At 54.0% G+C, this 23356-nt stretch carries 23 protein-coding genes; 10 read left to right on the top strand and 13 right to left on the bottom strand.

Annotated elements, in window-relative coordinates; genetic code table 11:
• The first annotated feature begins 109 nt into the window (after positions 1 to 109).
• From HCH49_RS04190 to pdeR, 3 genes are all read left to right on the top strand, one after another.
• On the top strand, positions 110 to 1096 hold the full coding sequence (locus tag HCH49_RS04190) for a CMD domain-containing protein (RefSeq protein ID WP_045143074.1): 987 nt from the start codon (positions 110 to 112) through the stop codon (positions 1094 to 1096).
• 88 nt (positions 1097 to 1184) lie between these two features.
• The gene (locus HCH49_RS04185) at positions 1185 to 3119 is read left to right on the top strand and encodes an exoribonuclease II (protein ID WP_087822726.1); all 1935 of its coding nucleotides are present in this window, start codon (positions 1185 to 1187) and stop codon (positions 3117 to 3119) included.
• Between the two features lie 323 nt (positions 3120 to 3442).
• Positions 3443 to 5434: a cyclic di-GMP phosphodiesterase gene (pdeR, locus tag HCH49_RS04180; protein WP_029740520.1), complete on the top strand. Its 1992-nt coding sequence runs from the start codon at positions 3443 to 3445 to the stop codon at positions 5432 to 5434.
• Here the strand turns inward: pdeR and HCH49_RS04175 are convergent.
• Positions 5431 to 6300 carry a crotonase/enoyl-CoA hydratase family protein gene (locus HCH49_RS04175; RefSeq protein ID WP_039263551.1) on the bottom strand — a complete coding sequence of 290 codons (870 nt, stop codon included), beginning with the start codon at positions 6298 to 6300 and terminating at the stop codon, positions 5431 to 5433. The two genes, pdeR and HCH49_RS04175, sit on opposite strands and share 4 nt — an antisense overlap.
• A 193-nt stretch (positions 6301 to 6493) precedes the next feature.
• Between HCH49_RS04175 and HCH49_RS04170 the strand changes: the two genes are divergently transcribed.
• The 3 genes from HCH49_RS04170 (at position 6494) to osmB (ending at position 7956) form a co-directional block, all read left to right on the top strand.
• A complete protein-coding gene (locus HCH49_RS04170) occupies positions 6494 to 6676 on the top strand; it encodes a hypothetical protein (RefSeq protein ID WP_221702230.1) in 183 nt (60 codons plus the stop codon).
• 43 nt (positions 6677 to 6719) lie between these two features.
• Positions 6720 to 7472 carry a DNA-binding transcriptional regulator YciT gene (locus tag HCH49_RS04165; RefSeq protein ID WP_023312063.1) on the top strand — a complete coding sequence of 251 codons (753 nt, stop codon included), beginning with the start codon at positions 6720 to 6722 and terminating at the stop codon, positions 7470 to 7472.
• A gap of 265 nt (positions 7473 to 7737) precedes the next feature.
• On the top strand, positions 7738 to 7956 hold the full coding sequence (gene osmB / locus HCH49_RS04160) for an osmotically-inducible lipoprotein OsmB (RefSeq protein ID WP_008501216.1): 219 nt from the start codon (positions 7738 to 7740) through the stop codon (positions 7954 to 7956).
• Between the two features lie 105 nt (positions 7957 to 8061).
• On the opposite strand, the gene yciH is transcribed toward osmB, so the two are convergent.
• The 5 genes from yciH to pgpB form a co-directional block, all read right to left on the bottom strand.
• A complete protein-coding gene (gene yciH / locus HCH49_RS04155) occupies positions 8062 to 8388 on the bottom strand; it encodes a stress response translation initiation inhibitor YciH (RefSeq protein WP_023312064.1) in 327 nt (108 codons plus the stop codon).
• On the bottom strand, positions 8388 to 9125 hold the full coding sequence (pyrF, locus tag HCH49_RS04150; RefSeq protein WP_045355906.1) for an orotidine-5'-phosphate decarboxylase: 738 nt from the start codon (positions 9123 to 9125) through the stop codon (positions 8388 to 8390). The genes yciH and pyrF overlap by 1 nt, the downstream gene beginning before the upstream one ends.
• A 185-nt stretch (positions 9126 to 9310) precedes the next feature.
• Entirely contained in the window at positions 9311 to 10480 is a 1170-nt protein-coding gene (lapB, locus tag HCH49_RS04145; RefSeq protein WP_023335944.1) for a lipopolysaccharide assembly protein LapB, read from the bottom strand.
• A gap of 6 nt (positions 10481 to 10486) precedes the next feature.
• Positions 10487 to 10795, bottom strand: coding sequence for a LapA family protein (locus tag HCH49_RS04140; RefSeq protein ID WP_023312067.1), 309 nt, complete (start codon positions 10793 to 10795; stop codon positions 10487 to 10489).
• Positions 10796 to 10943: 148 nt separating this feature from the next.
• A complete protein-coding gene (gene pgpB, locus HCH49_RS04135; RefSeq protein ID WP_047061013.1) occupies positions 10944 to 11711 on the bottom strand; it encodes a phosphatidylglycerophosphatase B in 768 nt (255 codons plus the stop codon).
• Positions 11712 to 11908: 197 nt separating this feature from the next.
• Between pgpB and ribA the strand changes: the two genes are divergently transcribed.
• Positions 11909 to 12499 carry a GTP cyclohydrolase II gene (gene ribA, locus HCH49_RS04130; protein WP_008501210.1) on the top strand — a complete coding sequence of 197 codons (591 nt, stop codon included), beginning with the start codon at positions 11909 to 11911 and terminating at the stop codon, positions 12497 to 12499.
• A 37-nt stretch (positions 12500 to 12536) separates the two neighbouring features.
• Here the strand turns inward: ribA and acnA are convergent, their stop codons facing one another.
• From acnA to topA, 6 genes are all read right to left on the bottom strand, one after another.
• Entirely contained in the window at positions 12537 to 15212 is a 2676-nt protein-coding gene (gene acnA / locus HCH49_RS04125) for an aconitate hydratase AcnA (RefSeq protein WP_221702229.1), read from the bottom strand.
• A 161-nt stretch (positions 15213 to 15373) separates the two neighbouring features.
• Positions 15374 to 15472, bottom strand: coding sequence for a small membrane protein YmiC (gene ymiC, locus HCH49_RS22160; protein WP_032623144.1), 99 nt, complete (start codon positions 15470 to 15472; stop codon positions 15374 to 15376).
• A gap of 138 nt (positions 15473 to 15610) precedes the next feature.
• Positions 15611 to 15781: a hypothetical protein gene (locus tag HCH49_RS04120; RefSeq protein ID WP_032656727.1), complete on the bottom strand. Its 171-nt coding sequence runs from the start codon at positions 15779 to 15781 to the stop codon at positions 15611 to 15613.
• Between the two features lie 2 nt (positions 15782 to 15783).
• On the bottom strand, positions 15784 to 15924 hold the full coding sequence (locus HCH49_RS04115) for a YmiA family putative membrane protein (protein ID WP_213327741.1): 141 nt from the start codon (positions 15922 to 15924) through the stop codon (positions 15784 to 15786).
• A 338-nt stretch (positions 15925 to 16262) separates the two neighbouring features.
• Entirely contained in the window at positions 16263 to 17237 is a 975-nt protein-coding gene (gene cysB, locus HCH49_RS04110; protein ID WP_008502814.1) for an HTH-type transcriptional regulator CysB, read from the bottom strand.
• 187 nt (positions 17238 to 17424) lie between these two features.
• Positions 17425 to 20022, bottom strand: a complete 2598-nt coding sequence (gene topA, locus HCH49_RS04105; RefSeq protein WP_221702228.1) for a type I DNA topoisomerase — start codon at positions 20020 to 20022, stop codon at positions 17425 to 17427.
• 399 nt (positions 20023 to 20421) lie between these two features.
• On the opposite strand from topA, the gene HCH49_RS04100 reads away from it, so the two are divergent.
• Entirely contained in the window at positions 20422 to 20673 is a 252-nt protein-coding gene (locus tag HCH49_RS04100; RefSeq protein ID WP_023312072.1) for a YciN family protein, read from the top strand.
• Positions 20674 to 20707: 34 nt separating this feature from the next.
• On the opposite strand, the gene sohB is transcribed toward HCH49_RS04100, so the two are convergent.
• Complete coding sequence (gene sohB / locus HCH49_RS04095; protein ID WP_048975113.1) at positions 20708 to 21754, bottom strand: protease SohB; 1047 nt, start codon at positions 21752 to 21754, stop codon at positions 20708 to 20710.
• 251 nt (positions 21755 to 22005) lie between these two features.
• Between sohB and HCH49_RS04090 the strand changes: the two genes are divergently transcribed.
• Together HCH49_RS04090 and cobO are read left to right on the top strand one after the other, a co-directional pair.
• Positions 22006 to 22767, top strand: coding sequence for a YciK family oxidoreductase (locus HCH49_RS04090; protein WP_023335951.1), 762 nt, complete (start codon positions 22006 to 22008; stop codon positions 22765 to 22767).
• Entirely contained in the window at positions 22764 to 23354 is a 591-nt protein-coding gene (cobO, locus tag HCH49_RS04085; RefSeq protein WP_023312075.1) for a cob(I)yrinic acid a,c-diamide adenosyltransferase, read from the top strand. The genes HCH49_RS04090 and cobO overlap by 4 nt, the downstream gene beginning before the upstream one ends.
• The last annotated feature ends 2 nt before the right edge of the window (positions 23355 to 23356 follow it).

Below are 23356 nucleotides of genomic sequence, written 5' to 3'. Positions count from 1 at the left end.
CCACCCCTTCGTTATTCCGTTCTGCTATTTGTTATCACCTAACAATATTTTTCCCTTTATCTGCCTTACGCCAGGATATTGATCGCCATTTTGAGATCAAGGAACGCACATGGAACAACGCCGTTTTTCCGGCAAAGGCCACTGGTATCACGAGACCCAGTCGAACCACGCGCAGACAGATGTTCTGCCTCTGGTGCCCGAAGCCGCTAACGTCGACGATCGTTTTTTGCTCGATTTAGCCCTGCCTGATGAGATTGTCGCCGCCTGTTCTGGCTGGCTTACCCCTGCCAGAGCCTTGTGCCACCAGCTGTTTCCGCTCTCGATTCCCGTGAACCGCCTGCATACGCTCAGCGCCTACGATCGGCTCAGCACCGCGCTAACGGTCGCCCAGGCCTGTGGCGTTCAGCGGCTCTGTAACCATTACGCCGCCCTCCTCGCCCCGCTTCCCGGCCCCGACTCCTCGCGTGAAAGCAACCGACGTCTGGCGCAAATTACGCAGTATGCCCGCCAGCTCGCCAGCTCTCCTGATGTGATTGATGATAAAGCGCAGAACCAGCTTGATGAGGTTGGCCTGTCAATCTATGACATTGTGGTGATTAACCAGATTATCGGGTTTATTGGTTTTCAGGCGCGCGTGGTCGCGGTTTTTCAGGCGCTGTTAGGACACCCCGTTCGCTGGTTGCCAGGCCATCATATTCAGCCGCACACGCTGCCCGCGAGCCACGCCGCCTGGGTGCCGCTGTTGCCCGTCGTCGAGCTGCGCTATGCGAGTGCGCATCAGCTTGAGTCGCTGTCCCGCTGGCAGGCAGAACCCGCGCTGGAGGCGCTGACGCCGGTCCTTTGCCACGAGCCGTCGCTGCTCGACCTGACCGGAGAAATCCTGTTAAACACCCGCGAAGCGATCCCGCTGACGTCCCCCGCACTTTCGGCGGCGGTCGAACTGCTGACGCGCTCTCCGGACCGCTTCAGCGCCGCGCAGTTTACCCCGCTCACGGATCAAGGACTCCCCGGCGAACATGCCATCACGCTGCTTACCCGGAGCGCGTTTGATGGCTGGCTCAATCGTCTGAAAGTCGCGTTTGGTAAAGAGGAATAACCATACTAATTACCCAAAGAGCGCTTGCTGAGACAGTGAGAATCGCGTAAAACTGTCAGCCGCTCAATGGCTACGAAAATAGAACATTATGTTTCAGGACAACCCGCTGCTAGCGCAGCTTAAACAGCAACTGCATTCCCAGACGCCGCGTGCAGAAGGGGTCGTAAAAGCCACGGAAAAGGGCTTTGGCTTCCTTGAGGTTGACGCGCAGAAAAGCTACTTCATTCCGCCTCCGCAGATGAAGAAAGTGATGCATGGCGATCGCGTCATGGCCGTCATTCATACCGAGAAGGATCGCGAGTCTGCCGAGCCGGAAGAACTGATCGAACCGTTCCTGACCCGCTTTGTGGGCAAGGTGCAGAGAAAAGACGATCGTCTTGCTATCGTGCCGGATCATCCCCTGCTGAAAGATGCTATTCCCTGCCGCGCCGCCCGTGGCGTTGAGCATGATTTTAAAGAAGGTGACTGGGCCGTAGCAGAAATGCGCCGTCATCCTCTGAAAGGCGATCGCGGTTTTTATGCTGAGCTGACCCAGTTCATCACCTTTGGCGCCGACCATTTCGTACCATGGTGGGTCACGCTGGCACGCCACAATCTTGAAAAAGAAGCGCCGAACGGCGTAGCGACCGAGATGCAGGACGAAGGTTTGACGCGCCGCGATCTCACCGCGCTGGAGTTTGTCACCATCGACAGCGCCAGCACGGAAGATATGGATGACGCGCTGTACGCTGAAGAGAGCGCCGATGGCAAACTGCATCTGACCGTCGCCATTGCCGATCCAACCGCCTGGATTGCCGAAGGCAGCAAGCTGGATGACGCGGCGAAAATCCGTGCGTTCACCAACTACCTGCCGGGCTTCAATATTCCGATGCTGCCGCGCGAATTGTCAGACGATCTCTGCTCGCTGCGTCCAAATGAAGTGCGCCCGGTCCTTGCCTGCCGCATGACTATCGCCGCAGATGGCGCGATTGAAGACGATATCGAGTTCTTTGCCGCTACCATCGAATCGAAAGCCAAGCTGGCCTACGATAACGTCTCCGACTGGCTTGAAAATACCGGTAGCTGGAAACCTGAATCAGACGCCATTGCCGCGCAAATCCGTCTGCTGCATCGCATCTGCCTGAACCGCGGCGAGTGGCGTAAAACCCACGCGCTGGTGTTCAAAGACCGCCCGGATTATCGCTTTGTTCTGGGCGAGAAAGGCGAAGTGCTGGACATCGTGGCCGAACCGCGACGCATTGCGAACCGCATCGTTGAAGAGGCGATGATTTCCGCCAACATCTGTGCCGCACGCGTGCTGCGCGACAGGCTGGGCTTTGGCATTTACAACGTCCACACTGGGTTTGATCCGGCGAATACCGAAGCGCTGGCGGCCCTGCTGAAAAATCACGATGTGCACGTTGATCCGGAAGAAGTGCTGACGCTGCCGGGCTTCTGCAAGCTTCGCCGCGAGCTGGACGCGCAGCCGTCGGGCTTCCTGGACAGCCGCATTCGTCGCTTCCAGTCCTTCGCTGAAATCAGCACCGAGCCTGGCCCGCACTTTGGCCTTGGCCTCGAAGCTTACGCCACCTGGACATCGCCGATCCGTAAGTATGGCGATATGGTTAACCACCGCCTGCTGAAAGCGATTATCAAAGGTGAAACCATTGCCCGTCCTCAGGAGGACACCACGCTGCAGATGGCCGATCGTCGCCGTCTGAACCGCATGGCCGAGCGTGACGTTGGTGACTGGCTGTATGCACGCTTCCTGCAGGATAAAGCCGGTACGGATACCCGTTTCGCCGCAGAGATCATCGATATCAGCCGGGGGGGCATGCGCGTCCGTCTGGTCGATAACGGTGCTGTCGCGTTTATTCCTGCGCCGTTCCTGCATGCGGTTCGTGACGAAATGGTCTGTAGCCAGGAAAACGGTACCGTGCAAATTAAAGGTGAAACAGTTTACAAAGTCACCGACGTGATTGACGTTACTATCGCCGAAGTTCGCATGGAAACCCGCAGTATTATCGCGCGCCCTGTCGCCTGATAACCGGTTCAATTGTCGGCCATTTCCTCTCCGGAAGGGCCGACAATTTTTCTTTTTATCCCCGCCACAAAATCATTATTTTTCCTTACTATTTTCAGTACCCCTTCGCCCAAAACCGCCATAATTATCTACAGTAAAAGAGTGTTGTTATATTCGGTTACGTGAATTTCTATACGCTCAGTATCCTTTTTAACCTGACTCGTTTTATTATAAGAAAGCAGGGAAAAACAACAGGTTCACTTCGGTTTTGCCGCTGTTTCTCAACGGAAAAGTCGACAGCAAATGAATAATTTGTGCGCTAATGAACAGCTGCGGGAGAAAACATGATGGACGATCTGGAGCAGAATTTGCTGTTTCGCTACATGGGAACTCACAGCCCGTGGTGGCGCCTGTCAGCTGACAGCAACGCTCTGCACCTTTCCACCAGCGAAAATGCCGATGTCACTCAGGTCGTGGCGCTGGACGATGAACAGGCCGATCTCATCCGTCATTTAACCGTTATTACCTCCAGCATTTCCATGTCGCTCTCCCTGTACGGAGAAGATGTCCCGGTTCATCTTGTGGGCCGTAAAATTACCCGCAACGAGTGGGCAGGCACCGCTTCCGCCTGGAACGATACGCCCTCCGTGGCGCGCGATCTGGCTCAGGGGCTCTCTTTCGCGGAACAGGTTGTCTCTGAGGCCAACTCCGTCATTGTTATTCTCGATCAGCACGGCAATATTCAGCGTTTTAACCGGCTTAGCGAAGAGTACACCGGCCTGAAAGAGCAAGAAGTGATTGGGCAGAACGTGTTTAAGCTGTTTATGAGCCGCAGCGAAGCGGCAGCCTCAAAGCGCAATATTACCGGTTTTTTTCGCAACGGCAGTTCCTACGAAGTCGAACGCTGGATCAAAACGCGTAAAGGGCAGCGGCTGTTTCTGTTCAGAAACAAATTCGTGCACAGCGGCAGCGGTAAAAATGAAATTTTCCTTATCTGTTCCGGGACAGATATTACCGAGGAGCGCCGCGCTCAGGAGCGGCTGCGCGTGCTGGCCAACACCGATACCATCACCGGCCTGCCAAACCGCAATGCGATCCACGATCTGATTTCTGACGCCATCGACAACCGCGGCGACACGCAGGTGGGCGTGGTGTATCTCGATCTGGATAATTTTAAAAAGGTCAATGACGCTTACGGGCATATGTTTGGCGATCAGCTGTTGCAGGCTGTCGCCCTCGCCATCTTGAGCTGTCTGGACGAGGAACAGGTGCTGGCGCGTCTTGGCGGCGATGAGTTTATCGTCATGGCCACCAATACCTCTCAGGGCTCTCTGGAGGCGATGGCGTCGCGCATTTTAACCCGTCTGCGCCAGCCGTTCCGAATCGGTCTGATTGAGATTTATACCGGCTGCTCTCTGGGTATCGCCCTCGCCCCGCAGCACGGGAACGACCGGGAAAGCGTTATTCGCAACGCCGATACCGCCATGTACACCGCCAAAGAGAACGGCCGGGGCAAGTTCTGCGTCTTCTCACCCGAGATGAACCAGCGCGTGTTTGAGTATCTCTGGCTGGATACCAACCTGCGCAAGGCACTGGATAACGATCAGCTTCTGATCCACTATCAGCCGAAAATAACCTGGCGTGGAGAAGTCAGAAGCCTTGAAGCGCTGGTCCGCTGGCAATCACCAGAACGCGGCCTGATCCCGCCGCTGGAGTTTATCTCTTATGCCGAAGAGTCGGGGTTGATTGTGCCGCTGGGCCGCTGGGTGATGCTCGATGTGGTTCGCCAGGTGGCAAAATGGCGCGATAAGGGAATAAACCTGCGCGTGGCGGTGAACGTCTCTGCACGCCAGCTGGCCGACCAGACCATCTTCAGCGACTTAAAGCAAGCGCTGAAGGATCTGAATTTTGAATACTGCCCGGTCGACGTTGAGTTGACCGAAAGCTGTCTTATCGAAAATGAAGAGCTGGCGCTGTCCGTGATCCAGCAGTTCAGCAGACTCGGGGCGCAAATTCATCTGGATGATTTTGGCACCGGCTACTCTTCCCTTTCTCAGCTGGCCCGCTTCCCTATCGACGCCATTAAGCTCGATCAATCTTTCGTCAGGGATATTCATAAGCAGTCTATTTCCCAGTCGCTGGTGCGCGCTATCGTCGCGGTGGCGCAGGCGTTAAATCTGCAGGTGATTGCCGAGGGTGTGGAGAATGCAAAAGAAGACGCCTTTCTGACCAAGAACGGCGTCAACGAACGGCAGGGTTTTCTGTTTGCTAAGCCGATGCCCGCTGCCGCATTCGAGCGATGGCTAAAACGATATCAAGCGCGAAATCAACGTTAACTGGCTTTACGCAGGCCCGCCGCGTGATGGCGGTTTTGCAGCGTGACCAGACGTTCCATGTAGGCGATATCTTTCGGCTCCAGGCAGAAAGCGGCATCAACCCAGTCTTCCGTGATGTCCATCAGTTCACTGCGGGGCAATTGCAGAACGCGCGTACGGGCGCGCAGCATCGCCCTTACGCCATTCAGTTTTGGCCGCAGCGTATCGATGAAGGTTCGTGTAGAGACATAGCTTTGTCCCGGTTCAAACAGGACATCCACCAGCCCGTGCTGCTCGTACCATTCAGCCGTATGGGATTCCCCTTTGTAGATAAGTTCCTCCGCCAACTTCATGCCTGCACGGCGTGCAACCAGGGAATATCCTCCCATACCCGGAAACAGGTTGAAGGCTATCTCCGGGAAACCTAAACGGGCATCGCGCTGAGCCAGGACGAAATGGTGCGCCAGAGCGGCCTCAAACCCGCCCCCTAACGCACTGCCTTCTACCATTGCCAGAGTGATGGCTCCCGTATCAAACCCCCGTGAGGCCGCATGGACGCAATCAACGCAGGCGCGAGCGTACGCCCGTAACGCTTCCCGACGTCCGTTCTGAATGCACTCGACGAAGAACTGTAAATCACCGCCCGTATTGTACATCTCGGGAACCAGCGATCCGGTTACCCAAAAATCAACCGCAAACCCGGACTGGCGAACCAGCCATGAAAAGTTCATGATCTCCTCTATTAAAGCATGGTTAAAGCAAGGACGTGGCTGAGCCCGCAGCATCATCCAGACCGTGTGACGCTCCGCCTCGTAATACCCTGACAGCTGAGTGAACCGTTCAGTATCGGTAAACAGTGTGCAGGTAGGCTGATTGATAACTGTCATAGTCTAATTCCTCTTATAAAAAAGCGCCTTGCGCGCAGTTTTAGACTAATCCAGTCATTAAGCCTGCTGCATGAGGGGGAATAAATTTATCACTTATGTTTATGTAATTTAGTTATTGCATTTTTTCCCTTCTCTTTTGAACCTAATTTCTGCATCATTGAAAATATTAACTTTTCGCGCCTGGGGTGAGATTATGTCGACTATTGACGCACAAGCTGTAGCACAACGAATTGATAGCGTGCTGGATATCCTGGTGGCGGGCGATTATCACTCTGCTATCCGTAATCTCGAGATCCTGAAGTCTGAACTTCTTGCTCAGAATGGTGCTGACAATGCGCCAGAAAACAGACAGCCAAAAGCGCCGTGGGAAGTTTAATCCCACCGTCTCCGACCTCGTTTCGCTTTATTAAATGGATGCTATGAATTCCCGACAACAACTCATTTTGCAGATGGTCATCGATCAGGGACGCGTAAGCGTAGTCGATCTCGCTAAAACCACCGGCGTTTCTGAAGTCACCATCCGTCAGGATCTTAATCTGCTGGAAAAACAGAGCTACCTGCGTCGCGCTCACGGATATGCTGTCCCGCTGGACAGTGATGACGTCGAGACGCGCATGATGAATAACTACGCGCTCAAACGTGAACTGGCGGAATTTGCCGCGTCCCTGGTGAACAACGGCGAGACCGTCTTTATTGAAAACGGCAGCAGCAATGCCCTTCTGGCGCGCACGCTTGCCGATCAAAAAGACGTTACCATCATCACCGTCAGCAGCTATATCGCGCACTTGCTCAAAGAGACGCGCTGTGAGGTGATTCTGCTCGGCGGTATTTACCAGAAAAAAAGTGAAAGCATGGTAGGCCCGCTGACCCGTCAGTATGTTCAGCAGGTTCATTTCAGCAAGGCCTTTATCGGGATTGACGGCTGGCAACCGGAGACAGGTTTTACCGGCCGGGATATGATGCGCTCCGACGTGGTGAATGCCGTGCTTGAAAAAGAGTGTGAAGCCATTGTGCTGACCGACAGCTCTAAATTTGGCGCCGTTCACCCTTACACGATGGGCCCCGTGTCACGCTTTAGCCGCGTGATTACCGATGAACGGTTGAGCGATGCGCACCGTAATAAACTGGAAGATGACGGGCTGATCGTCAATATTATTAAAACGACCGCCTGAGTTTCCCTCCGCGCCCGAATTTCGGGCGCATACGCCCCTTCTTTCTCTGAGATGATTCCTGGTACTTCTTTAAGAGTTTTTACCTGTTTAACCTGCATTAAAGTCGTAAAATTAATGTTAGCGATATAACAGGAAGTGACTATCACCTGCGTGATTACGTAACGCCTGCGCGACCAGCTTTCACGGAGAACAGAATTAAGTATTCGATTCGTCTATACTTAACGTGTACATCTTTCCGTGAATCGATAATTCAGGAGAAAGTATTATGACCTTAACCAGCAAAAAATTAGCCGCCGCTGTTCTGGCAATCACTGTAGCAATGTCCCTGAGCGCGTGCTCTAACTGGTCTAAACGTGACCGTAACACCGCTATTGGTGCCGGTGCCGGTGCTCTCGGTGGTGCAGTATTAACGGATGGTAGTACGCTGGGTACATTAGGTGGCGCTGCTGTCGGTGGTATTATCGGTCACCAGGTTGGCAAATAATTATTATCTAAGCCTTCCCCGGTATTGCGATATTTGAACGCATTTCAGGTCTGACATACGCACATATATAACACGAGCCACGGCATTTGCCGTGGCTCATTTATTTTAACCGCCTGCCAGTTTGACTTTCATACCTTTGGCTTCCAGCAGAGATTTTATTAAATCGCGCTTATCTCCCTGGATTTCAATAATGCCGTCTTTCACGGCGCCGCCGCAGCCACATTTTTTTTTCAACTCGGCCGCCAGCTTTGCCAGTTCAGCATCATCCAGGTCAATGCCGGAGATAAGGCAAACCCCTTTCCCTTTTCGTCCACTGGTCTGGCGCTGGATCCGAACGATGCCGTCCCCCTTTGGACGTTCCACTTTCGCTTTCGGCTCGTCTATACGCCCGCTATCGGTTGAATAGACCAGACGGCTGTTGGAATCGGTCATTAGGCCCCCTTTTTCAGCGATGCGTTGATAGCCTTAAGCGTCTCAGCCGGGTTGGCAGACTGCGTTACCGGACGCCCGATGACCATGTAGTCAACGCCAGCAGCCAGAGCCTGCTCAGGCGTCATAATGCGGCGCTGATCGCCCACTTCGCTGCCTGCAGGACGAATACCCGGCGTTACCAGTTTAAAATCCTGGCCCAGCGCTGATTTGAAACGTACCGCTTCCTGCGCGGAACAAACAACGCCATCCAGGCCGCAATGCTGCGTCAGACGTGCGAGACGTTCGGCATGCTCGGCGGGTGACAACGTCACGCCCAGGTCGCGAAGATCGTTTTCGTCCATACTGGTCAGCACCGTGACCGCAATCAGCAACGGTGCATCTTTACCGAACGGCAGGAGCGCCTCACGGGCGGCCGTCATCATTCTTGCCCCACCCGATGCGTGGACGTTGACCATCCATACGCCCAGCTCTGCGGCTGCGGCAACCGCGTGCGCCGTGGTATTCGGGATATCATGGAATTTCAGGTCGAGGAAAACGTCAAAGCCGCGCTGCTGCAGATCGCGAACGATTTGCGGTCCAAACAGCGTGAACATCTCTTTGCCAACTTTCAGACGGCAGTCGCGAGGGTCGATGCCGTCGACAAACGCCAGTGCAGCGTCACGCTTATTGTAATCAAGCGCAACAACAACAGGAGAATCCGTAATTACGCGGGAAGTGGAGGATGTAACAGACGTCATGACCAGCCCTTTTCGTCTATGGGCGCGCAGCGGCGCGGAACAGATAAACGGCCAGCATTCTACCTGCCGACGCCGCAAATTGACAGGATCCATTTACGCGCCTGCCAGGCCGGCTAACCGCACGGAGCACAGGACAGTGGAAAAACCATCAGTATGTTGTAACTAAAATGCGGCGTTTTAAAAAATTACTGTCCGTCCAGGCCACGGATTGGCTTGATGGTGGACCAGGCGCGGCAGGAAGGACAGTGCCAGTAGAGCGTATACGCGGTAAAACCACACTTCTGGCAGCGATAGCGCGGCTTGCTGCGCACCTGTTCGCCAACCATGTCGCGAAGCACCATCAGGCTCTCTTTGGCGCGCCCTTCTTCAGCGTCGTTCAGATGGTAATCCATCAGCTTGTGGAACACCCGCATGGTCGGATGACGCTGCAGCTGACGCGTAATATAAACCTGCGCGGTGTCGCTCCCCTCATACTGCTCAACGACGTCTGAGAGCATCAGTTCAGCGGTGGCGCCAGTATTTTCTTCCACGCAGCGACGCAAGAATGCTACCCACTCTTCCTGCTTGTCGAGCTGTTGATAGCAGGTTTGCAGCATTTCCAGCGTTTCACTGACCAGCTCTTTGTCCTGGTCGATAACCCGCAGCAGGCTTTCAACGGCTTTGGCGTAGTCGCCATTCGCCATAAAGACGCGCCCCATCATGATGGAGATGCGCGCGCTGTTGCGGTCCGCCGCGGCGCCTTTCTTCAGCAGCGCCATGGCTTTATCCATGTCGTCGTTGCCCATCTGCTGAAGCGCAAGCTCACAGTAGAAATGGGCGATCTCAACGCGCTGCTTATCTTTACCCAGCTTCACCAGGCGTTCAGCGGTATCAATGGCTTTCTGCCAGTCGCTGGTGGCCTGATAAATCTGCAGGAGTTGCTGCAATGCCCCGATGCGAAAATCTGTTTCATCCACCAGCTGCGCGAACATATCTTCAGCGCGATCGTACAACCCCGCGGCCATGTAATCCCGCCCCAGTTGTTGCACCGCAAGGAGACGTTGATCGTAGGTCAGCGAGGCGCTTTCCATCAGGGTCTGGTGAATACGAATGGCGCGATCGACCTCGCCGCGCGAGCGGAACAGGTTGCCCAGGGTGAGATGCGCTTCAACCGTCCCCGTATCCTCTTTCAGCATATCGAGGAACAGGTCTACCGCTTTGTCCTGCTGATTGCTCAGGAGGAAGTTCACCCCCGCAACGTAGTCGCGGGAGAGCCGGTTGGCCTCATCCTGTTTTGTTTGCTGCGCACTTCTGCGGCCCATATACCAGCCATAGGCTGCGGCTACAGGCAAAAGCAGAAACAACAACTCCAGCATAGTCGATTATTCCTTCACGACCGGCACACCAGAGCTTTCCGGGATGTCAGACGCAGGGGCAATGTTATTTTCGAGTCGCTTAATTTTACGTTCAGCGCGCGCAAGAGAAACACGGACTTTCAGCCAGAACAGACCGCAAACCAGCCAGCCAATGGCAAAGCCGGCAGCAAATAAGACCGCCAGCAGGCTCGAGACGCGATACTCACCCTGAGCCAGCAGATAGTTAAACGTCACCTGCTGATCGTTTTGTGCACCCAACGTGACTGAAATGACAAAAATCGCCAATACCAGTAAGAAAATGAGTAAATATTTCACATTACTTCCCGTTATGTGGTTCAAGCGAATAAAGTGTGTTCAATTCACCGCAATCAGCCTTATAAACTACCATTTTAGCGACGAGCGCGAAACGGAAAAAGTGTCGCGCAGGTCATGGATCTATGGGCAAAATACGGAATATCAACCGTCAGGCGTCTGTCTGGTCCCTTTCGGCTATTTCTTCTTTCTCTTCTGGCGGTGGCGTTAGCGGGCCGCAGAATCGTTCAGTGAGCCAGGTCGCCATCATAATCAGCAGCCATGAGATGAGCGTGGCGACGACCAGGTCCCGCGGCCAGTGCATCCCCAGCAGCAGGCGGCTTCCCATAACCCCGGTCGCCCAGATCAGTAAAATCACGATAGTGATCGTTCGACGCCTTGGCCAAAGCAGCCCAACTCCCAGCAACGCCCAGCTGGCCGCAAACATGGTGTGACCGGAAGGAAACGCGAACCCGGTCTCTTTCTGCCAGTGTTTACGCAAGAATTTCGGGATATCCTGCTGTTCCGCAAGCTGTTCTTTCACCAGCGCGCCGCGATCTTTACGCTTTAAATTGTAGAACTCATCTACCGGAACATGATGCGTTTTTTCCAGCCAGACGACAAAAGGACGCGGCTCCTGAACGCGATCTTTAACCCAGGACTTCACGCCCTGACCGACAAGGATAGCGCCCCCGAGGATCGCAAAGAGCATCAGCGCCGCGCGCAGACGAAAGCGCAGGCACCACAGAAACCAGGCGCAGAGGAGTACGTGGGTAATAATCCCCCACGGCTGGGTGACCGTTTCCGTTATCCAGTATAACGTTTTCAGCCACGTGGCGTTCTGCCCGGGCTGCCACATCCAGCCTGAAAGCCATACGGCCAGAGGCATAATCAGTAAAATGGCCGCACCTGCTGCCGTACGTCTGGCGATTGAAAGCATGTCTTCTCCTTTTTCGCTAAGCGTCACAATCATAACTGAAATTAATCATCCTGGTGGATATGTCGGATCGTGCGTTTAACGTTCATATAGCATGGTGCCCATTAGGCGAACCTGCTGAGCTTGTGGCAAAATGAACTGATACAGAAAGCAAAACAGGGCAAAGGCACGAAACGTGTCAGCCTACTCTGGAGAATCACATGCAGCTTAAACGTGTGGCAGAAGCCAAACTGCCAACCCCATGGGGCGATTTCCTGATGGTGGGTTTTGAAGAACTGGCAACCGGACAGGATCATGTCGCGCTGGTTTATGGTGACATTTCAGGGCAGACGCCGGTTCTGTCCCGCGTCCATTCAGAGTGTCTTACCGGCGACGCGCTGTTCAGCCTGCGCTGTGATTGTGGTTTCCAGCTGGAAGCCGCCCTGTCTCATATTGCAGAAGAAGGTCGCGGTGTGCTGCTTTATCACCGTCAGGAAGGTCGTAATATTGGCCTGCTAAATAAAATTCGCGCCTACGCGCTTCAGGACCAGGGCTACGATACGGTTGAAGCAAACCATCAGCTCGGCTTTGCCGCTGACGAACGCGACTTCACCTTGTGCGCCGATATGTTCAAGCTGCTGGGCGTGGACGAAGTTCGCCTGCTGACCAATAACCCGAAAAAAGTGGAGATCCTGACCGAAGCGGGGATCAACATCGTCGAGCGTGTACCGCTGATTGTCGGCCGTAACCCGAAAAACGCCCACTACCTTGATACCAAAGCCGCCAAAATGGGCCATCTGCTGAAAGAGTGATGCTAAAAAGCCCGGCACGCGTGCCGGGCTCGTTTCATCAATCCAGCATCTTACGAATCACATAATGTAAAATGCCGTCGTTCTGGTAATAGGTCAGCTCGGTTGCCGTATCTATACGGCACCGGCAATCCAGCGCCTCGGTTTTCCCGTCTGCACGGGTTAACTTTACCGGCACCGTTTTACCTGGCTGCAGGCTTTGCAGACCGCTAATCTCAATCAGCTCTTCCCCGGTCAGGCCCAGCGTTTTACGCGTCACCCCCTGCGGGAACTCAAGCGGCAGGATCCCCATACCGATCAGATTCGAACGGTGAATACGTTCGAACGATTCGGCGATGACCACGCGAACGCCAAGCAGACGCGGACCTTTCGCCGCCCAGTCGCGGCTGGAGCCGGAACCGTACTCTTTCCCGGCGATCACCGCCAGCGGCGTACCTTCCTGCTGATATTTGACCGCCGCATCATAAATCGACACGACTTCCGTCCCCGGCAGATGACGGGTCATGCCCCCTTCCACGCCCGGTACCATTTCGTTACGAATGCGGATGTTGGCAAAGGTCCCGCGCATCATCACCTCATGGTTGCCGCGACGCGATCCGTAGGAGTTAAAATCGCGACGCTCGACGCCCCGGCTCTGCAGGTAACGGCCCGCCGGGCTATCGGCTTTGATACTCCCCGCCGGAGAGATATGGTCCGTCGTGACGGAATCTCCTAGCATCGCCAGGATGCGCGCGCCGTGGATATCCTTAAGCGGTGCCGGCTCGGCGAGCATCTCATCAAAGAACGGCGACAGACGAATATAGGTCGAGTCATCCTGCCAGCCATAGGTATCCGAACCTGCAACGTTGATGGCTTTCCATTCCGGCGTGCCTTCAAAGACTTCCGCGTATTCTTTACGGAACATCTCGGTAGAAACCTTCTCAACGGCCAGCGCGATTTCACGCGATGATGGCCAGATATCTTTCAGATAGACAGGGTCATTCTTGCGATCGTGACCAATTGGATCGGTCGCCAGGTTGATATTCATGTTCCCTGCCAGGGCATAAGCCACAACCAGCGGCGGCGAGGCGAGCCAGTTGGTTTTCACCAGCGGGTGAATGCGCCCTTCAAAGTTACGGTTACCGGATAGAACGGCGCCTACCGTCAGGTCACCCTGCTTGATCGCCGTTTCAATGGGTTCAGGCAGTGGACCAGAGTTACCAATACAGGTCGTACAGCCGTAGCCCACGAGGTTAAAGCCCAGTTCGTCAAGGTAAGGCGTCAGTTTGGCCTGCGCCAGGTAATCCGATACCACTTTGGAACCCGGTGCCAGCGAGGCCTTAACCCATGGCTGAGGTTTTAGCCCAAGCTCTACCGCCTTTTTAGCCAACAAACCAGCCGCCATTAACACGCTGGGGTTTGAAGTGTTGGTGCAGGAGGTAATGGCCGCAATAACTACCGCGCCATCCGGGAGCTGATACTGATGTCCATTCAGAACATAGTCGACGGGGCGATGGTCTTTCTGCGCCACATTCACCTCCAGCGCATTGCTGGCGGCAAAGGCTTTTGGCACGTCACTCAGCGCAACCCGATCCTGCGGACGTTTCGGCCCGGCGAGGCTCGCCTCGACGCTTCCCATATCAAGTTCTAGCGTACTGGTGAAGACCGGTTCATCGCCCGGGTTTCGCCACATGCCCTGCGCTTTGGTATAGGCCTCCACCAGCGCGACCTGCTCTTCGCTGCGCCCGCTAAGGCGCATGTATTCCAGCGTGACATCATCAATGGGGAAAAAGCCACAGGTTGCACCGTATTCCGGCGCCATATTGGCAATGGTGGCACGGTCGGCCAGCGGCAGCGAATCCAGACCATCCCCGTAGAATTCTACAAACTTGCCCACCACACCATGCTTACGCAGCATCTGGGTGACGGTGAGCACCAGATCGGTGGCGGTAATGCCTTCAGACAGCTTGCCGGTGAGCTTGAAGCCCACCACGTCAGGGATAAGCATGGACACCGGCTGGCCGAGCATGGCCGCTTCCGCTTCGATACCCCCGACGCCCCAGCCCAGCACGCCCAGACCGTTGATCATGGTGGTATGGGAGTCCGTGCCCACCAGCGTGTCCGGATAGGCGACCCACTCTTTATCCTGCAATTCACTCCAGACGGCTTTACCCAGATATTCAAGGTTAACCTGGTGACAAATACCGGTACCCGGCGGGACCACGCTAAACCGGCTGAACGCCTGCTGCCCCCACTTCAGGAATACGTAGCGCTCGTGGTTGCGCTCCATCTCCAGACGCACGTTCTCGCCAAAGGCGTCGTCATCACCAAAGCGGTCAACGGTTACGGAGTGGTCAATGACGAGGTCAACAGGGGAAAGCGGATTCACTTTTGCCGTATCTCCGCCGAGACGCTTAACGGCCTCGCGCATCGCGGCTAAATCAACGACGGCAGGAACACCGGTAAAGTCCTGCATCAGCACCCTGGCGGGGCGGTAGGCGATTTCTCTGTCGGCATGGGCATTTTCCAGCCACCCTGCCAGCGCCTGGATATCATCGAGGGTGACAGAGTCACCGTCCTGCCAGCGCAATAGATTTTCCAGTAAAACTTTCAATGACTTGGGTAAACGCGAAATGTCCCCAAGCGTTCTGGCAGCCAGCGGCAGGCTGTAGTAATGCCAGGTTTTATTTTCTGCCTGTAACGTATCCTTACTGGCTTCGCGTAGGGTTAACGACATAAGCTCCTCCTTAATCACAGAGATGCCCCGACAATCATCAGGGCCGTAATTAAAGATAACACAAAGATGTCGTAACGTTTTGATAACAACCCAAATTGATAAATTTAGGATTGGTCCAGAAAGGGAAAACAAAAAACCCCGCCGTAGCGAGGTTTTACAATTTAGTGGAGGGCCAACCAGATGAGCTGACTCCAGAACAGAATCGACACGGTAAAAACGCCGATCCATGACCAGTATTTGTGAGACGTCATGTTATTCATCATAGGGACACCAGGCATTATTTATTAAAAGTTCCGAGGTAAGTCCTCAGTGCTATATTGCTGATGTGTATTTATTAAAGAGTACGAAAGTGCAGAGTCGATATTCAGACTATTTGCATCATTACGCAATTAACTAAATTATTGTTTTTTGGGTTCGTCTTCTGCGAACACATCAATAAACGCTTGCTGCTGCGGCGTCAGTTTCCAGGACGCGGGTACAACAGTCGCAGGTGCTTTACGCCCTCTGTGGCCGTTGTCACGATGCTGACACATCTGTTTTACCGTTTCTGTACGTACCGTCACTGCCATATTTAACCCCAATATTTCCAGGCCAGGAGAGCAACCACCACCCAAAACAGGGTAGAGACGAGAAAGACCGCCAGCCAGGCTTTACGCTTGAGCGCAGGATCCCTTTGCGGTTCTTCACTTCCTGAAGGCATTGCTAACCTCATACAATCGACATCGCTTATCATTTAGGACCAAACAATTGGTACAATTAATCATCTGTTGAGATAAATCCTAAAGAAACTTTAGCCGAAAAGCCAGTGAATTTACGCACCGGAAGGTATGAAATATTCAATCTTTTGACCAGAAATAAATAATTGAAAAGAAAAATTTGCGAAGGCGTAAATTAGTTTCTACTTTTGTCGCCAATTCACGACATTATAACCATACGGATTAAATGGATAATGACATTATATGACAGGGGATACGCAGATGATGATAATTCTAATTTAGCTTTGAGGCGTTATTTCGGTATCTTTCCCTAAGGGAAAGATACCGGGTGTGATTATTTTTCGGGGAGTTTGATGTCTTTAAACATCTCTTCAATATCTTCATTTGAGCGTAATGCAACGGCGGTATCAACCACGTCACGCGTTAAATGAGGGGCAAAGCGCTGAATAAAATCATACATATAGCTGCGCAGGAAGGTGCTGCGACGGAAGCCAATCTTTGTGGTGCTATGACTGAAAACATCATGCGCATCAAGTCGCACCAGGTCAGGGTCTGATACCGGATCCACCGCCATGCTGGCAATAACGCCCACCCCCAGACCAAGCCGCACATAGGTTTTAATCACGTCGGCATCCGTCGCGGTAAAGACAATGCGCGGCGTTAACCCTGCCCGGTTAAAGGCCGTATCAAGCTCGGACCGTCCGGTAAAGCCAAACGTATACGTTACCAGCGGATATTGCGCCAGCTCTTCGATAGTCACCGACCCTTTGCCCGCCAGGGGGTGATCGGGGGTCACCACGATAGAACGGTTCCAGTGATAGCATGGAAGCATCACCAGATCGTCATACAGGTGAAGCGCTTCGGTGGCGATGGCAAAGTCTGCATTCCCCTTGGAAACGGCTTCAGCAATTTGCGTTGGCGAGCCCTGGTGCATATGCAAAGAGACGCGGGGATAACGCTCGATAAAGCCTTTGATAACGCCGGGAAGCGCATAGCGCGCCTGGGTATGCGTCGTGGCAATATACAGCGAACCTTTATCCGGCCAAGTGTGTTCCCCTGCCACCGACTTAATTGCGTCGACTTTAGAGAGGACTTCCCGCGCAATGCGGATGATTTCCTGCCCCGCAGGCGTCACCTGGGTGAGATGCTTACCGCTGCGGGCAAATATCTGGATACCTAACTCGTCCTCCAGCATACGAACTTGTTTGCTGATGCCCGGTTGCGAGGTATACAACCCCTCGGCGGTAGAAGAGACGTTAAGGTTATGATTCACCACCTCAACGATATAACGAAGCTGCTGTAATTTCATGCCAGACCATCCGATTTAGCGCATGCGGTCAATCGCTTAAGACGATTTAATAATAAGAAACAGGTTAACTATAACCACTATATCATTTATAGCCTGACTGTATAGTACGGAACAAAAAATAATAACAAGGCAATAAAAAAGGGCCGGAAATCCGGCCCTTTTACAGGTAAGTTACGGTAAGGGAAGATTATTTCTTGCCTTCAACCCATCTGCCATCGACAAAGAAGGCTGACCATCCGGTCGCTTTACCCTCTTTCTCGGCCGCAACATACTGCTGCTTAGTTTTACGGCTAAACCGTACCACGGTTTTGTTGCCTTCCGGATCCTGCTGTGGCGCATCGGCCAGATAACGCAGTTTCTCAGGCAGACGATCGCGGAAGCGATGCAACTCTTCCACCAGCGGCGCGCGCGTTTCACGCGATTTCGGGAAGGTGTTGGCGGCCAGGAAGACACCTGCGGCACCATCACGCAGCACGAAGTACGCGTCGGATTTCTCGCACGGCAGTTCTGGCAGCGGAACCGGATCTTCCTTCGGAGGAGCCACTTCGCCGTTACGCAGAATTTTGCGCGTGTTTTTACACTCGTCGTTGGTACAGGCCATGTACTTACCGAAACGCCCCATTTTCAGGTGCATTTCAGAGCCGCACTTCTCGCATTCCACAATCGGGCCGTCATAGCCTTTAATGCGGAACTCGCCCTCTTCGATCTCATACCCGTCACACGTTGGGTTATTACCGCAGACGTGCAGCTTACGTTTTGGATCGATCAGGTAGCTGTCCATTGCCGTGCCGCATTTCTTGCAGCGGCGTTTGGCACGCAGAGCGTTAGTTTCCGCATCGTCACCTTCCAGCACGTTGAGAACTTCGTTCTCGGGCACCAGGTTGATGGTGGTTTTGCAGCGCTCTTTTGGTGACAGCGCATAGCCGGAGCAGCCAAGAAACACGCCCGTGGTTGCGGTGCGGATCCCCATCTTGCGGCCGCAGGTTGGACAGTCGATGCTGGTCAGAACCATCTGGTTAGGCAGCATGCCGCCCTCTTCAGGGTCTTTCTCCGCTTTTTCAAGCTGGTCGGTAAAGTCGCTGAAGAAGCTGTCGAGTACCTTTTTCCATTCCGCCTGATGGCTGGCAACCTGGTCGAGGCTGTCTTCCATTTGCGCGGTGAAATCGTAGTTCATCAACTCACGGAAGTTTGCTTCCAGACGGTCAGTGACGATCTCACCCATTTTTTCCGCATAGAAACGGCGGTTTTCAACGCGTACGTAGCCACGGTCCTGGATCGTCGAGATGATGGACGCGTAGGTCGACGGACGACCAATACCGCGTTTTTCCAGCTCTTTCACCAGGGACGCTTCACTGAAGCGCGCAGGCGGCTTGGTGAAGTGCTGGGCTGGCACGAGGTCAACCAGCGAGAGCTCATCCCCTTTATTTACCGCCGGTAGCGTTCGGTCTTCATCACCTTTACGCAGCGCTGGCATCACCTTCGTCCAGCCGTCGAAACGCAGGATACGACCGCGCGCTTTGAGACGGAACTCACCCGCGCCAACGGTCAGCGTGGTGGAGTCGTACTGCGCTGGCGTCATCTGGCACGCCACGAACTGGCGCCAGATCAGCTGATACAGCTTCTGCGCGTCGGCTTCCATGTCTTTCAGCGATTCGGCTAACACCGAGACGTCAGAAGGACGAATCGCTTCGTGTGCTTCCTGAGAGTTCTCTTTGCTGGCGAACTGGTTAGCGCTTTCGGGCAGGTATTTCTTACCGAAATTGTCACTGATGTAGCCGCGCACCATGCTGACCGCGTCCTGGCTCAGGTTGGTTGAGTCGGTACGCATGTAGGTGATGTAGCCCGCTTCATACAGGCGCTGCGCCATCATCATGGTCTTCTTCACGCCATAACCCAGACGCGTGCTTGCAGCCTGTTGCAGCGTGGAGGTAATAAACGGTGCCCCTGGCTTGCTGCTGGTCGGTTTGTCTTCACGTTCCAGCACCTGATAGCGTGCTTTTTCCAGCAGCGCTACGGCGGCCATAGTCTGGTCGCGGTTTTCTGGACGGAAAGGCTTGTCGTTGTGATGGCTCACCTGCAGCGGCAGAGCGTCACCGCCCGGCGTGGTCACATTGGCATCGACTTCCCAGAACTCTTCCGGCACGAAGGCTTTAATTTCGCGCTCACGCTCAACGACCAGACGCACGGCGACGGATTGCACACGCCCTGCGGACAGGCCACGGGCAATCTTCTTCCACAGCAGTGGAGAGACCATGTAGCCCACAACGCGGTCCATAAAGCGACGAGCCTGCTGTGCGTTTACGCGGTCAATATTCAGTTCGCCCGGCTTCTCAAACGCCTGACGAATCGCATTCTTCGTAATTTCGTTAAACACTACACGGCTGTAGCGTTTGTCATCACCACCGATCACTTCCCGCAGGTGCCACGCAATGGCTTCCCCTTCGCGGTCAAGGTCGGTTGCGAGATAGATGTGGTCTGCTTTTTCAGCAAGCTGCTTCAGCTCGTTAACGACTTTTTCTTTCCCGGGCAGCACTTCATATTGTGCATCCCAGTTATGCCATGGGTTAACACCCATGCGGTTGACAAGCGCGCTACGTTCATCCTTTTTAGGCTTTTTAGCCCCTTTGGTGGAGGTAGAGTCTGCGCTCTTTTTGCTGGCTGAGCCACTGGTCGGCAAATCGCGGATATGACCGACGCTGGACTTAACCACGTAGTCATTACCCAGATACTTATTGATCGTTTTGGCTTTTGCCGGGGACTCAACGATGACGAGAGCTTTACCCATATTCACCTTTACCTAATTTAATTCTTCCAGGAATACGCCGCACGTTGATTTCCCTTCCGCTGACGACGAGCCAATGATATTGCGACTGCGTCAGGAGATATCAACCCCTTTGACTTACCGGACGTTAATGAGAAGACGCCCAGGTGATTGAGTTTTCGGGTATTTTTCTCACATCTCGTGTAATTCGTGACGAATTCCCGGTTGAATGTCAAGCAATTCTGTTGCCAGAATGACGAAAGCGCACACTCTACCTGATAAAATTCGTTACGCAACTTTATTAGCATGCAAAAGCAGATCCCGCCAGCCAGGACCCTGCACCTTATCCCCTCACATTACAGGGAAAATTTGCCCCCAAAGCGCCCTCGGCGTAGACTATTGTCACTGTTTAAGGAGTGGATTATGCAGAATACGACCCAACCTATTGACCGAGCCTCTCTGCTTATCGAAGCAAACAAGCTTATCCGTGACCATGAAGATACGCTGGCGGGCATTGAAGCCACCGGCGTAGAGCAGCGTAATGGCGTGCTGATTTTCAGCGGCGAATACTTCCTTGACGAACAGGGTTTACCGACCCCGAAAAGCACCGCCGTGTTTAACATGTTCAAATACCTGGCGCATACGCTTTCAGAGAAATATCACCTGGTCGATTAACGCAAAACGCGAGGCATATGCCTCGCGTTTTTGTTTACAGCAGCGGTTTTTGTCCGCGCTGTAGCCAGCGCAGCAGCAGACGGTCCGCGCTTTCTGCCGCACTGTTGGTAAAGCGGTCAAGGAGTCGCTTACGCTGGGTAAAGCGCACGCCCACCAGTTCCCGGCCTTCCATCAGATTGAGCAGCAGATCGTCGCTGGTTCCGACTTCATCCACCAGCCCTTTCTCCTGCGCCTGGACGCCGTACCAGTGCTCGCCCGTCGCGACCTGTTCAATATCGAGCGTTGGGCGCATACGGTGTACAAAATCTTTAAAGAGATGATGCGTTTCGTTGAGATCTTCGCGGAATTTTTGACGCCCTTCTTCCGTGTTTTCCCCCAGCAGCGTCAGGGTACGTTTGTACTGACCCGCCGTGTGAAGTTCGATATCAATCTCTTTATTTTTCAGGAAGCGGTTAAAGTTCGGAATTTGTGCGACCACGCCGATCGAGCCAATAATGGAGAACGGCGCGGCAACAATTTTGTCCGCCACGCAGGCCATCATGTAGCCACCGCTCGCGGCCACTTTATCCACGGCAACGGTCAGCGGGATCTGTTTTTCACGCAGGCGCTGCAGCTGTGAGGCGGCCAGTCCGTAACCGTGAACCACCCCGCCCGGGCTTTCAAGACGCACGACAACCTGATCCTGCGGTGTCGCCACGGCCAGAACGGCAGTCACTTCTTCCCGCAGAGAAGACACTTCATGCGCATCCATACTGCCTTTAAAATCGAGCACATAGACGCGCGGCGTGGCCTTATCCTGCGGCGCATTGAGCTTTGCTTTTGCCTTTGCCGCTTTGGCTTCCTGTTTATGCTTTTTCTTCTGCGCTTTCTGCCAGAGTTTCTGTTGATGACTATCAAGCAGCGCCAGAGACATCTCTTCCTGCATCTCTTTATACTGCTCGCTCAGGCGGGTGATGCGTAACTCCCCACGCTGACGCTTGCGCTGCGTCAGGTTGGCAATCAGAACGGCAACCACCGCAATGGCAACCACCACCGTCGCGATTTTGGCCAAAAACAACCCATATTGAGAAAGTAATTCCACGCGTTCCACCTTGATTTAACCACGAATCTTTCACGGCAGTGTACAACAGCCCTGCCCATGCGTCTCGCTCGTGACATTACCTCTGCGAGCCGCCTTCAGGAATCCCCGGACTGGAGTTTAAATATTTGCAAATTGTTAATTTTACAGTAATGCGTCCTGTAGACTGATTGAATTATTAGGCTAATTCGGGCATAAAGCCGAAAAGTCATCATAAAGGCGCCATTGCGTCACCGGTCGCCTGAGGAGTCACCGTGCATTATCAACCGCAAAAAAATCTGCTGCAAAACCGGATTATTCTTGTCACCGGTGCCAGCGACGGGATTGGCCGCGAGGCAGCCCTGACATACGCCGAATATGGCGCCAACGTCATTCTGATCGGGCGCAACGAAGAAAAACTGAAAAACGTCGCCCAGGAGATTGAGGCCGTATGCGGCACGCCGGCCCCGTGGTATACGCTCGATTTACTGACCTGCACGCCTGCGGTGTGCCAGGAATTAGCCCAGCGCATCAGCGCTCACTATCCGAGACTCGACGGCGTGCTGCATAACGCCGGTTTGCTAGGTGAAGTGCGTCCGATGGATGAACAGGATCCAGATATCTGGCAGCAGGTGATGCAGGTCAACGTCAACGGCACGTTTTTCCTCACACAGGCATTGCTTCCTTTATTACTCAAATCCGAGTCCGGGTCACTGGTCTTTACCTCGTCCAGCGTTGGCCGTGAAGGACGCGCAAACTGGGGAGCCTATGCCGTTTCAAAATTCGCGACCGAAGGCATGATGCAGGTGCTGGCGGAGGAGTACCAGAACCGCCATCTGCGCGTAAACTGCATTAACCCGGGCGGTACGCGCACCAAAATGCGCGCCAGCGCGTTCCCGAGCGAAGATCCGCAGAAGCTGAAAACCCCGGCAGACATTATGCCGCTCTATCTCTGGCTGATGGGCGACGACAGCCGCCGCAAAACCGGGATGACCTTTGACGCCCAGCCGGGACGTAAACCAGGAATTTCGCAATGAGTGAAGAACGCCATCAGCAGCGCCAGCAGCGTCTGAAAGAACAGGTCGATGCGCGCGTCGCGGCAGCCCAGGACGAACGTGGGATCGTCATCGTTTTTACCGGCAACGGAAAAGGGAAAACCACCGCCGCATTCGGCACGGCGACACGCGCCGTTGGACACGGTCAAAAAGTGGGCGTGATCCAGTTTATCAAAGGCGAATGGCCCAACGGTGAGCGGAATTTGCTTGAGCCTCACGGCGTTGAGTTTCAGGTGATGGCGACCGGGTTTACGTGGGATACTCAGAACCGGGAAACCGACACCGCCGCCTGTCTCGCCGTCTGGGAGCATGCAAAGAGAATGCTGGCCGATCCCTCGCTGAATATGGTTCTGCTGGATGAGATCACCTACATGGTCGCCTACGACTACCTGCCGCTGGAAGCCGTGCTGGATGCTCTGAAGAATCGTCCTGTACACCAGACGGTTATCGTCACGGGGCGCGGATGTCATCGGGATATTCTGGAGATGGCCGATACCGTCAGCGAGCTGCGTCCGGTCAAACATGCGTTTGATGCAGGCATCAAAGCGCAAATTGGAATTGATTACTAAAG

It is taken from the genome of Enterobacter sp. Y17, assembly GCF_019730495.1.
In the GTDB taxonomy this organism is placed as follows: Bacteria; Pseudomonadota; Gammaproteobacteria; order Enterobacterales; family Enterobacteriaceae; genus Enterobacter; species Enterobacter asburiae_B.
Note: the sequence above shows the minus strand (reverse complement) of the source record. Positions and strands in the feature narration are given on the sequence as shown.

Bases quoted from the DNA above. Each gene is read 5' to 3' on its own strand.
- HCH49_RS04190 (WP_045143074.1), top strand. From the start codon at position 110: ATGGAACAACGCCGTTTTTCCGGCAAAGGCCACTGGTATCACGAGACC.
- HCH49_RS04185 (WP_087822726.1), top strand. From the start codon at position 1,185: ATGTTTCAGGACAACCCGCTGCTAGCGCAGCTTAAACAGCAACTGCAT.
- pdeR (WP_029740520.1), top strand. From the start codon at position 3,443: ATGATGGACGATCTGGAGCAGAATTTGCTGTTTCGCTACATGGGAACT.
- HCH49_RS04175 (WP_039263551.1), bottom strand. From the start codon at position 6,300: ATGACAGTTATCAATCAGCCTACCTGCACACTGTTTACCGATACTGAA.
- HCH49_RS04170 (WP_221702230.1), top strand. From the start codon at position 6,494: ATGTCGACTATTGACGCACAAGCTGTAGCACAACGAATTGATAGCGTG.
- HCH49_RS04165 (WP_023312063.1), top strand. From the start codon at position 6,720: ATGAATTCCCGACAACAACTCATTTTGCAGATGGTCATCGATCAGGGA.
- osmB (WP_008501216.1), top strand. From the start codon at position 7,738: ATGACCTTAACCAGCAAAAAATTAGCCGCCGCTGTTCTGGCAATCACT.
- yciH (WP_023312064.1), bottom strand. From the start codon at position 8,388: ATGACCGATTCCAACAGCCGTCTGGTCTATTCAACCGATAGCGGGCGT.
- pyrF (WP_045355906.1), bottom strand. From the start codon at position 9,125: ATGACGTCTGTTACATCCTCCACTTCCCGCGTAATTACGGATTCTCCT.
- lapB (WP_023335944.1), bottom strand. From the start codon at position 10,480: ATGCTGGAGTTGTTGTTTCTGCTTTTGCCTGTAGCCGCAGCCTATGGC.
- pgpB (WP_047061013.1), bottom strand. From the start codon at position 11,711: ATGCTTTCAATCGCCAGACGTACGGCAGCAGGTGCGGCCATTTTACTG.
- ribA (WP_008501210.1), top strand. From the start codon at position 11,909: ATGCAGCTTAAACGTGTGGCAGAAGCCAAACTGCCAACCCCATGGGGC.
- acnA (WP_221702229.1), bottom strand. From the start codon at position 15,212: ATGTCGTTAACCCTACGCGAAGCCAGTAAGGATACGTTACAGGCAGAA.
- ymiC (WP_032623144.1), bottom strand. From the start codon at position 15,472: ATGAATAACATGACGTCTCACAAATACTGGTCATGGATCGGCGTTTTT.
- HCH49_RS04120 (WP_032656727.1), bottom strand. From the start codon at position 15,781: ATGGCAGTGACGGTACGTACAGAAACGGTAAAACAGATGTGTCAGCAT.
- HCH49_RS04115 (WP_213327741.1), bottom strand. From the start codon at position 15,924: ATGAGGTTAGCAATGCCTTCAGGAAGTGAAGAACCGCAAAGGGATCCT.
- cysB (WP_008502814.1), bottom strand. From the start codon at position 17,237: ATGAAATTACAGCAGCTTCGTTATATCGTTGAGGTGGTGAATCATAAC.
- topA (WP_221702228.1), bottom strand. From the start codon at position 20,022: ATGGGTAAAGCTCTCGTCATCGTTGAGTCCCCGGCAAAAGCCAAAACG.
- HCH49_RS04100 (WP_023312072.1), top strand. From the start codon at position 20,422: ATGCAGAATACGACCCAACCTATTGACCGAGCCTCTCTGCTTATCGAA.
- cobO (WP_023312075.1), top strand. From the start codon at position 22,764: ATGAGTGAAGAACGCCATCAGCAGCGCCAGCAGCGTCTGAAAGAACAG.